Origin of the sequence: Bradyrhizobium sp., from assembly GCF_017881085.1 — a bacterium.
In the GTDB taxonomy this organism is placed as follows: domain Bacteria; phylum Pseudomonadota; class Alphaproteobacteria; order Rhizobiales; family Xanthobacteraceae; genus Bradyrhizobium.
The window spans coordinates 1-9,312 of the sequence record NZ_JADGRI010000218.1 but is presented as its reverse complement, the minus strand read 5'-3'; the positions used below and the strand labels follow the sequence as shown (position 1 = coordinate 9,312).

At 64.5% G+C, this 9,312-nt stretch carries 9 protein-coding genes; 1 reads left to right on the top strand and 8 read right to left on the bottom strand.

All coding sequences use genetic code 11. The features are described 5' to 3' along the window. Nucleotides 1–25: 25 nt before the first annotated feature. The 8 genes from QZ213_RS19190 to QZ213_RS19155 all read right to left on the bottom strand — a co-directional run bounded on the left by QZ213_RS19190 (nucleotide 26) and on the right by QZ213_RS19155 (nucleotide 7,566). Entirely contained in the window at nucleotides 26–1,423 is a 1,398-nt protein-coding gene (locus tag QZ213_RS19190; protein ID WP_291687675.1) for a peptidoglycan DD-metalloendopeptidase family protein, read from the bottom strand. A 44-nt stretch (nucleotides 1,424–1,467) separates the two neighbouring features. Then, entirely contained in the window at nucleotides 1,468–1,950 is a 483-nt protein-coding gene (rlmH, locus tag QZ213_RS19185; RefSeq protein WP_291687674.1) for a 23S rRNA (pseudouridine(1915)-N(3))-methyltransferase RlmH, read from the bottom strand. A 48-nt stretch (nucleotides 1,951–1,998) separates the two neighbouring features. After that, nucleotides 1,999–2,355 (bottom strand): ribosome silencing factor, encoded by a 357-nt coding sequence (gene rsfS / locus QZ213_RS19180; protein WP_291687673.1) that lies wholly within the window; start codon nucleotides 2,353–2,355, stop codon nucleotides 1,999–2,001. 197 nt (nucleotides 2,356–2,552) lie between these two features. Beyond that, on the bottom strand, nucleotides 2,553–3,173 hold the full coding sequence (locus QZ213_RS19175; protein WP_291687672.1) for a nicotinate-nucleotide adenylyltransferase: 621 nt from the start codon (nucleotides 3,171–3,173) through the stop codon (nucleotides 2,553–2,555). Between the two features lie 73 nt (nucleotides 3,174–3,246). Further along, nucleotides 3,247–4,539, bottom strand: a complete 1,293-nt coding sequence (locus tag QZ213_RS19170) for a glutamate-5-semialdehyde dehydrogenase (RefSeq protein WP_291687671.1) — start codon at nucleotides 4,537–4,539, stop codon at nucleotides 3,247–3,249. Between the two features lie 124 nt (nucleotides 4,540–4,663). Next, nucleotides 4,664–5,806 carry a glutamate 5-kinase gene (proB, locus tag QZ213_RS19165; RefSeq protein ID WP_291687670.1) on the bottom strand — a complete coding sequence of 381 codons (1,143 nt, stop codon included), beginning with the start codon at nucleotides 5,804–5,806 and terminating at the stop codon, nucleotides 4,664–4,666. A gap of 70 nt (nucleotides 5,807–5,876) precedes the next feature. Next, complete coding sequence (gene obgE, locus QZ213_RS19160) at nucleotides 5,877–6,929, bottom strand: GTPase ObgE (RefSeq protein ID WP_291687669.1); 1,053 nt, start codon at nucleotides 6,927–6,929, stop codon at nucleotides 5,877–5,879. A gap of 157 nt (nucleotides 6,930–7,086) precedes the next feature. Continuing rightward, nucleotides 7,087–7,566 carry a MaoC family dehydratase gene (locus tag QZ213_RS19155; RefSeq protein WP_291687668.1) on the bottom strand — a complete coding sequence of 160 codons (480 nt, stop codon included), beginning with the start codon at nucleotides 7,564–7,566 and terminating at the stop codon, nucleotides 7,087–7,089. A 233-nt stretch (nucleotides 7,567–7,799) separates the two neighbouring features. On the opposite strand from QZ213_RS19155, the gene QZ213_RS19150 reads away from it, so the two are divergent. Beyond that, nucleotides 7,800–8,717: a DMT family transporter gene (locus QZ213_RS19150; protein WP_291687667.1), complete on the top strand. Its 918-nt coding sequence runs from the start codon at nucleotides 7,800–7,802 to the stop codon at nucleotides 8,715–8,717. Nucleotides 8,718–9,312: the final 595 nt, after the last annotated feature.

Here is a 9,312-nt window from a genome sequence, read left to right as displayed (position 1 = left end):
AGGAGAATTACTGAAGTCTTGCGCATCATCCGCGAACCTTTTCGCCTTCATTTGCGGCCCACCATGGGCCTGGATCGATTGGAGTGCCGTCCTTACGGAACTCGACATAGAGCACGGGCTGGCTCGCATTGGTCGCGAGAATGGATGCGACCTGGGACATCGTTCCCATGGTCGCGACCGGCTCCCCCGTAAGTACAAACTGGCCGATGTTAACCGAAATGCGCTCCATCCCGGCGATCAACACATGATACCCGCCACCGGCGTTGAGGATCAAGAGTTGTCCGTAGCTGCGGAACGGCCCGGCGTAAACAACCCAGCCGTCACACGGTGTTGTGACCTGGGCCCCCGGCCGGGTTGCCAAAGAAATGCCCTTTTCGACGCCCCCCGCGCCATCGGAACCGCCAAAATCGCGAATCTTGACGCCGTTAACCGGCAACGCGAACAAGCCTTTGGCGGAGGCAAAGGCGACGGCCGGGCTCAGCCGGGCGGGGTCCTTCAGCGCCCCCAGGTTCGGCTTGCCATTGAGCATGGCGGGCGCCCCCTGCAGGTCGGCGGCTACAGCCGCCTTCGCGGCGCTCTTCAGATCCTGCTCCATTTTGGCGATCAGGCCTTGCAGGGTGTCGACCTGCTGGGACAGCGTGATGGCGCGTGCGCTTTCCGCGGCCATGTCTTTTTCGATCGTACTCTGCTGGCGCTGCCGTTCGTCGACCAGGGCGGCGAGCCGGGCCTGGTCGTTCCCGAGCTTGTCACGGTCGGCGGCAAGCCGGTCCCGCTCGGTGGCGATGGTCTTGCGAAGCGTTACCAGCTCGGTGAGGTCGCCGGTTAGTTTTTCCGCACGGGCCCGCAGTTCCGGCACCACCGCGCCGAGCAGCATGGCGGTGCGCAGCGACTGCAATGCGTCTTCCGGCCTGACCAGCAAGGCCGGCGGCGTTCGCCGTCCCGCGCGTTGCAGCGCGGCCAGCACCTCGACAATCTCGGAACGGCGCGAATTGAGCGAGCTGCGGATTTGCTGCTCGCGCGAATCCAGCGGGCGCAGCCGCGCTTCGGCATCGCCGATCCTGGTCTCGACGCTGCGCACCTGTGCGGCGATGTCGATCAACTGCTGATTGAGCTTGCTGCGATCCTGACCGATCGCCGCGATATCGGATTTCAGCTTCTCTTGCGCTTCGGCCGCGCTCTTTTGCTGGGCGCGCGCGGCTTCCAGCTCCTGCTCGCGCTGCTTGATGGCGTCGGACGAAGCGGCTGTCGTCTGGGGCGTCGAAGCTGCGACCTGCGCGGCGGCGGGCGACAGGCCGAGACTTGCAAAGCCCGCCGACAACAAGGCGATCGAAAGCGGAATACGGCCGGAAACGGGTCGGACGGAAACGGGCCGGCCGCGGCCGGTGGTGTCAGGGTAGGAGTGAATGGTCCGCGTTGGCTGCATCGAAATTGGTCGGTGCTCTCTCAAATGCTTGTGGCTGGCGCGGCTTACGCGCGGTGATACGGATGGCCGGCCAAAATGGTCGCGGCGCGATAAACCTGTTCCAGAAGCATGACGCGAACCATTTGATGCGGCCAGGTCGCCGAGCCGAACGCCATCCTCAACTTTGCATTGCGCCGCAAATCGGGCGAAAGTCCGTCCGCGCCGCCGATTGCAAAAATAGTGTTGGCAACTTGCTCATCCCGCCAGCGGCCCAGATGCCGGGCAAAAGCTGCGCTGTCGACATTATCGCCGCGCTCGTCCAGCGCCACCAGCACGGATTTTTGCGGAATTGCGGCCGAAATCGCCGCGGCTTCCTCGGTCATGCGGGTCGCGGCATCGCGCGCGCGGCTTTCGGGAATTTCATGGATCTCGAGGCCGCGGAAGCCGAGCTTGCGGCCGATGTCGTCGAATCGCTCGCGATAGCGCTCGGTCAGTTCCCGCTCCGGGCCCTGCTTCAGCCGGCCGATTGCAATGACGACAAGGTGCATGAGCGCAAGATTAGCATGCGCTCAAGCCGATTCGCATCGGCTCGTCCGTCAGATCGCCTTCGCCGCCGTCGGGCCCTGCGTCCACAACCGCTCGAGATTGTAGAATTCGCGAACCTCGGGTCTGAATACGTGCACGACCACATCGCCGGAATCGATCAAGACCCAGTCGCAATTGGGCAAACCCTCGATGTGGAGGTTCTTGATTCCGGTTTCCTTCAGGGCTTTCGCGACATTTTCCGCGATCGCGCCGACGTGCCGGTTGGCCCGGCCGGAGGTGACGATCATGTAGTCGGAAAATGCAGATTTGCCGCGAAGGTCGATGGTGACCGTTTCTTCCGCCTTCATATCGTCGAGGCGGGAGAGGATCATATTCAGCGTCTTGTCGGCGTCGGGTTGCGCCTTCAAGGCTGCAGCTTGTGTCGATGTTTTACGCGCGGTTTTGGGTGACGCTTTGGAAACCTTGGGTAAAACAGACTTGGACAATACAGATGTGGCCAGGGACCATTCCTTTCACTGTATCGCGGGCACCGAATCTCGGCAGCCCACGGGCTATACTACGCATGTGGGGTTAAGGGTTTCAATATTCCAGTGATGCACCCCCGTCACTTTGTCTTCCAGCTGCCGTCCGGGTTCCGCAGGCCGGTCGACGACAGGCTCAGCTTCATGCCCGTGAGAAACACCCAGGCCGGCGCGCGGAGGTCGGCGAGCCTGCCGGCCTGGTTTTCAGGCAGCCGATAGCGCGCCAGCGCCTGCGCAGCGGGTGCGGCAAGCGCGCGAAAACTTTGCGGTGGACGGTCGATCACTGCAATCGGCACCTCGGACGCGATGCGCCGCCAGTTTTGCCAGCGATGAAACTGCGCGAGATTGTCAGCGCCCATGATCCAGACCAGGCGCAGCCCGGGAACGCGGCGGCGCAGATAAGTTATGGTGTCAACAGTGTATCGGGTTCCGATGACGGATTCGAGACAGCTGATGTCGATGCGCGGATCGTGAGCCATTTGGCGCGCAGCTTCTGCGCGTTGTTCGAGATCGCGCAAGGCGCCACGCTCCTTGAGCGGATTGCCGGGGGTCACCAGCCACCACACCCGGTCCAGCTTCAGCCGCTTGATCGCAAACAGGCTGATGGCGCGATGCGCGTCATGCGGCGGATTGAACGAGCCGCCGAGCAGCCCGATGCGCATGCCGTTGCTGTGGAGCGGGATGGCCTGAGCGAGAGATGGCAACGCGACCGGAGCTGACTTCAACGGAGCCACCGCGGGCGCAATGCTTTCTTGTCGCTTGAAAGCGCCCTGCCGCTCACGGCCTCGTCTGCCCGGTGCCGTGGACGCGGTATTTGAAGCTGGTCAGTTGCTCGGCGCCGACCGGGCCGCGGGCGTGGAATTTTCCGGTGGCAATGCCGATTTCCGCGCCGAAGCCGAATTCGCCGCCATCGGCGAACTGGGTCGACGCGTTGTGCAGCACGATCGCCGAATCGACTTCGTTGAGAAATTTGCGGGCGGCGGCTTCGTCCTCGGTCACGATCGCATCGGTGTGATGCGAACCGTGGTTGTGAATGTGCGCGATCGCCTCGTCGACGCCGTCGACCACCTTGGCGGTGATGATGGCGTCCTCATATTCGGTATCCCAGTCTTCGTCGGTCGCCGGCTTCACCCTGGCATCCGTGCGCTGCACGGCGTCGTCGCCGCGCACTTCGCAGCCGGCATCGATCAACATTTCGACCAGCGGCTTCAGCGTCGCCGCCGCGCCGGCGCGATCGACCAGCAATGTTTCGGCCGCGCCGCAGACGCCGGGGCGGCGCATCTTGGCGTTCAGCACGATCGATTTCGCCATTTCGAGATTGGCGGCGGAATCGACATAGACGTGATTGACGCCTTCCAGATGCGCGAATACAGGCACCCGCGCTTCGGCTTCGACGCGCGCGACCAGGCTCTTGCCGCCGCGCGGCACGATCACGTCGACGCCGCCGTTCAGTCCGGTCAGCAGCAGGCCCACCGCCGCACGGTCGCGGGTCGGCACCAGCGTGATCGAGGCCTCGGGCAGATCGGCCTCGCGCAAGCCCAGCACCAGGCAATCGTGGATCGCGCGGCAGGAGCGGAAAGAGTCCGAGCCGCCGCGCAGGATGACGGCGTTGCCGGATTTCAGGCAGAGCACGCCGGCGTCGGCGGCGACGTTTGGGCGGCTTTCGAAAATCACGGCGACGACGCCGAGCGGCACGCGCACCCGCTCGATCACCATGCCGTTGGGGCGCTGCCAGCTCTCGGTCACGATACCGATCGGGTCGGGGATGTCGCGCACGGTCGCGATGCCGTCGGCCATGGCATCGATGCGTGCCTGCGTCAGCGTCAGCCGGTCGATGAAGGCGGCAGTGGCTCCGCCGGCGCGCACTTCCGCGACATCCTCGGCGTTGGCCGCAAGAATCGTGGCCGCGCTGGCGCGGATGGCGCGCTCCATCGCCTGCAGCGCCTCATTCTTCTGGTCGGGGGACGCAAGCGCCAGCACCCGCGCGGCGGCGCGCGCGCGGGCGGCAAGCTCGCTCATCAGGGCCGGCAAATCGGGATTGCCGTCGATGGCTTTCAGCGGCGCGGACATATCGGTTCCAACCCCAGGTTAAGGCGATGTCCTAGCACGGAAATCGCCGTTTTGCGAAGTGCGGCGGGGGCATGGCTGGCGGGCGGCGCTGCCCTTTGGACCCGCGGCCAGCTCGGCCAATGGCCTAGTTTTGCGAAAATGCCCCGCTCGGGCCGACCACGAGATCGTCGCGGTGGATCATTTCGGCGCGTCCGCTGACGCCGAGGATGGCCATCACGTCGCCCGACGAGCGGCCCCTGATTTTCTCGGCATCCTCGGCGTCATAGGCGACAAGCCCGCGGCCGATTTCATGGGTGTCGGGGCCGCGCACCACCACCGCGTCGCCGCGCGCGAACTGGCCGTCGACCCGGATCACGCCCGCCGGCAACAGGCTCTTTCCCGCGCGCAGCGCGCTGACGGCGCCGGCGTCGATGGTCAGCGTGCCCTTCGGCTCCAGCGAGCCGGCGATCCAGCGTTTTCGCGCGGTGACGGGATTGGCGGGAGTCAGGAACCAGGTGCAGCGGCCGCCGTCGGCGATCGCCTGCAGCGGATGCTCGATCTTGCCCGACGCGATCAGCATGTGGGTGCCGGCGGTGGTCGCGATCTTCGCCGCCTCGATCTTGGTGCGCATGCCGCCGCGCGACAGTTCGGATTCCGCCGCCCCCGCCATCGCCTCGATCTCGGAGGTGACGCTCTCCACGATCGGGATCAGTTTTGCGTCGGGATTGCTGCCCGGCGGCGCCGTATAGAGACCATCGATATCCGACAGCAGGATCAGCAAGTCCGCGCTCGCCATGGTGGCGACGCGGGCGGCGAGGCGGTCATTGTCGCCGTAGCGGATTTCATTGGTGGCAACCGTGTCGTTCTCGTTGATGACAGGCACCGCGCGCCATTCCAGCAGCTTGGCGATGGTCGAGCGCGCATTGAGATAGCGGCGGCGCTCCTCGGTGTCCTGCAGCGTCACCAGGATCTGCCCGGCGCCGATGCCGTGATGGCCCAGTACCTCCGACCAGGTTCGCGCCAGCGCGATCTGGCCTACCGCCGCGGCGGCCTGGCTCTCCTCGAGTTTCAGGGTGCCGCGCGGCAGTTTCAAGCGGCTGCGGCCGAGCGCGATCGAGCCCGACGATACGATCAGGAGTTCGCGGCCTTCGCCGTGGAGTTTTGCCAGATCGGCGGCCAGCGCCGTGAGCCACGCCCCCCGCACCTCGCCCGCGTCGGAATCGACGAGCAGCGACGAGCCGACCTTGACGACGATACGGCGGAATTTCCTTAGAGTGGGGCGGGCCATGGACGTGGTTCGTGGGGATCCCGTGACAGCAATACGCGCCGCTTGCGTGATTGGGAAGTGGCGCAAAGGCCTATGAAGTGGTCGCCGGCGCCCATGGTTCGGCCTGCGCCGCGCCCTTGGCCTTGACCGACACCGGGGCCTCGCCGATCACCGCGACCAGGGCGCGCAGCGCTTCCTTGACGCCCTCGCCGGTGACGCCCGACATCAACAGCGGCGTCTTCCCCGCGGCGCGCTTCAGCCGGTCCTTCTGCTTCTTCAACTCGTCCGCCGTCACGGCGTCGATCTTGTTCAGCGCGACGATCTCGATCTTGTCGGCGAGATGGCCTTCATAGGCGTCGAGTTCGGTCCGCACCGTCTTGTAGGCCTTGCCCGCATGTTCGCAGGTCGCGTCCACCAGATGCAGCAACACCCGGCAGCGCTCGACATGGCCGAGAAAGCGGTCGCCGAGACCGGCGCCTTCATGCGCGCCTTCGATCAGGCCGGGAATATCCGCCAGCACGAATTCGCGGCCATCGGAATTCACCACGCCGAGCTGCGGATGCAGCGTCGTGAAGGGATAATCGGCGATCTTCGGTTTCGCCGCGCTGACCTTGGACAGGAACGTCGACTTGCCGGCGTTGGGCAAGCCGACCAGGCCGGCGTCCGCGATCAGTTTCAGCCGCAGCCAGATCCAGCGCTCCTCGCCCTCTTGTCCGGGATTGGCGTTGCGCGGCGCGCGGTTGGTGGAGGTCTTGAAATGCGCGTTACCGAACCCGCCATTGCCGCCTTCGGCGAGCACGAATTTTTCGCCGAGCGTGGTGAAGTCGTGGATCAGCGTTTCGCGGTCCTCGTCGAATACCTGCGTTCCCACCGGCACCTTGAGCATGATCGGCTTGCCGTTGGCGCCATGGCGGTCCTTGCCCATGCCGTTGGTGCCCTTCTGGGCCTTGAAGTGCTGCTGATAGCGATAGTCGATCAGCGTGTTCAGCCCGTCGACCGCTTCGATGATGACGTCGCCGCCGCGTCCGCCATTGCCGCCGGAGGGGCCGCCGAACTCGATATACTTCTCGCGGCGGAACGCCACGCAGCCGTTGCCGCCGTCGCCGGAGCGGATATAGACCTTGGCTTCATCGAGGAATTTCATGGCCCATAGGTATGTCAGAGGGGTCGGCGCGGCAACCTCTGAGCTTGGTAAATATCGCGAAAGTTGAGTATTTCAGGGCTTTGGCGGGGCTCGAACGACGATCCCGCCGGTGTGCTGCAAGGTTAAGGCAACTTAACACCGCTGTCTGGCGCGACGGCTATTGGGGCCGGCGCCGGATCAGAAATTTCTGCACCCCTTCCAGCACCAGTTCGCGGCGCTGGTTGAACACGGTGGAGCGCAGCGTCACCACGCCGGTCGAGCGGCCGGGCTTAAGCTCCGTCACTTCGAGCGCCGGATAGATCGTGTCGTCGGCGTAGACCGGCTTGAGAAACCGGCTCGACTGTTCGAGGAAGCCGACCAGCGATTCCTCCACCATGTAGGGAAACAGTCCGGCTCCCGGCGCGGTGTGGACCAGGGTCTGGAAACCATGGGCGAGCAGGTTCGGCATGCCGCGGGCGCGGCAATATTCGACGTCGTAATGCACCGGATGGGTATCGCCGCTCGCGGTCTGAAACGCGGCAAACACCGCCGACGTCATGGTGCGGCTCGGGATCACAAACCTCTCGCCGAGCGTAAAATCCTCGAACCAGCGCTGTTCCGGCACCATGCGGTGGCTTGCGGGATCGAACTCGGTCATGGCTGGGGTTCCTTTGCGCGTCGTCGATCCGTATCGCAGAGGTCGTGCGGCGGCAATCGATTCCACAGACTCCGTCATTCCGGGGCGCGCGAAGCGCGAACCCGGAATCTCGAGATTCCCCGATGTGCAATGCACATTGGAGGCCTGGTCCGTCGGACCATCCCGGAATGACGCTGGAGAGCTTCCTGGCAAACTGATATGCGAACGCTGACGCTCACCGCACCGAAAGCTTCATGAGCATCTTCACCAAAATCTCCACCGCCGCCGACGAGCGTTCCGCGCGCCTCGCCGGCATCGGGCTGATGCTGCTGTCGATCTTCATGTTCTCGTTCGGCGATGCGCTGGGCAAGTTCATGGTCGCGACCTATTCGGTCGGGCAGTTGCTGTGGCTGCGCGCCTGCGCGGCGCTGATCGTGCTGCTGCCGATGATCTGGCGGCATCGCGGGGAGTTCTTGCGCCTCGAGCGGCCGTGGCTGCAATTGCTCCGGGTGGTGCTCTCCACCATCGAAGTCGCGGCGTTTTTTCTGGCCACCGTCTATCTGCCGCTCGCCGACGTCATCACGTATTATCTTGCCTGTCCGATTTTCGTCACCGCGCTGTCGGCGGTCGTGCTGCGCGAGCATGTCGGCTGGCGGCGCTGGAGCGCGGTCCTGATCGGGTTTGGCGGCGTGCTGATCGCGCTGCGTCCGTCGGCGCAAACGGTCAGCTGGCCGGCGACGATCGCGCTTGGCGGCAGCCTGTCGTTTGCTGTCCTGATGCTGATTACGCGCTCGTTGCGGGCAACGCCCGATATCGTGCTGGCGTCGTCGCAATTCGTCGGCACCTTCGCGCTCGGCGCGCTGATGTCGCCGTTCGGCTGGGTCACGCCCGGCATCGGGAGCCTCGGCCTGTTTGCCGCGGCCGGCTGCATTTCGGTGAGCGCGCTGTTGTGCGTCAACCGCTCGCTGAAGCTCGCCCCGGCAAGCGTCGTGGTGCCCTATCAGTATTCGATGATCGTCTGGGCTGTCATGTTCGGCTATCTTGTCTTCGGCGACGTACCGCGGGTAGCGACGATCGCGGGCGCGGCGATCATCATCGGCGCCGGGCTTTATATTTTCCTGCGCGAACGGAAGCTCGGACGCGACGAGGCGATGGCCAGTCCGCCGGTGTAATTGGGAATCCATAACGTCAGAGTGGTCGTCGGGCCCCGCTTCGGTGCGCGTTCCCGACTCCAGTCGGGCGTTGCGGCATTTCCGAAAAATGCACCACAAGCGGAAGTGGTCGATTGTCCAGCGCTTGATATCATCCAGGTCACCTTGGAGGTTTCCTATGAAAAACCCTCAGCCAACAACGACACCGGTACCCCCGCATGTTCAATTGATCCAGTCAATCGCGTCACTTTGGCGGTGTGCCGGTCACTTCCGGTCTCCGCCGATTAGCGGACATTCCCAGGGCCAGTCGGCATGTCTCAAGGGTGCCCAGGATCGGAAGTCGCGGTTCATAGTTCAAGTCACGGGGCAAAGGCCATCCGACCCGCATCAACACGATTTTGCGGCATTACGAGACCCGTTGCCGGTTAGCCATTGCATACGAGGAAGCCTTGGCAGAGATCGAGCTGGCTAATTCGTTCTCGGCGGCCAACGCCGGGCCGCCAACCAGCCCGCCAGAGGCGCGCCAAAGGCCAGGCACCACATGAATTGTGCAACGAATGGAGCGACGGCGGCCATCACCGTTGCGAACACGAGTGCGAAGACCGGAAAGACCGCG

What these genes read in the sequence shown, in the direction of transcription:
- QZ213_RS19155 (WP_291687668.1), bottom strand. Translation starts at nt 7,566, where the DNA reads ATGACCGAGTTCGATCCCGCAAGCCACCGCATGGTGCCGGAACAGCGC.
- QZ213_RS19190 (WP_291687675.1), bottom strand. Translation starts at nt 1,423, where the DNA reads ATGCAGCCAACGCGGACCATTCACTCCTACCCTGACACCACCGGCCGC.
- proB (WP_291687670.1), bottom strand. Translation starts at nt 5,806, where the DNA reads ATGGCCCGCCCCACTCTAAGGAAATTCCGCCGTATCGTCGTCAAGGTC.
- rlmH (WP_291687674.1), bottom strand. Translation starts at nt 1,950, where the DNA reads ATGCACCTTGTCGTCATTGCAATCGGCCGGCTGAAGCAGGGCCCGGAG.
- QZ213_RS19150 (WP_291687667.1), top strand. Translation starts at nt 7,800, where the DNA reads ATGAGCATCTTCACCAAAATCTCCACCGCCGCCGACGAGCGTTCCGCG.
- obgE (WP_291687669.1), bottom strand. Translation starts at nt 6,929, where the DNA reads ATGAAATTCCTCGATGAAGCCAAGGTCTATATCCGCTCCGGCGACGGC.
- QZ213_RS19170 (WP_291687671.1), bottom strand. Translation starts at nt 4,539, where the DNA reads ATGTCCGCGCCGCTGAAAGCCATCGACGGCAATCCCGATTTGCCGGCC.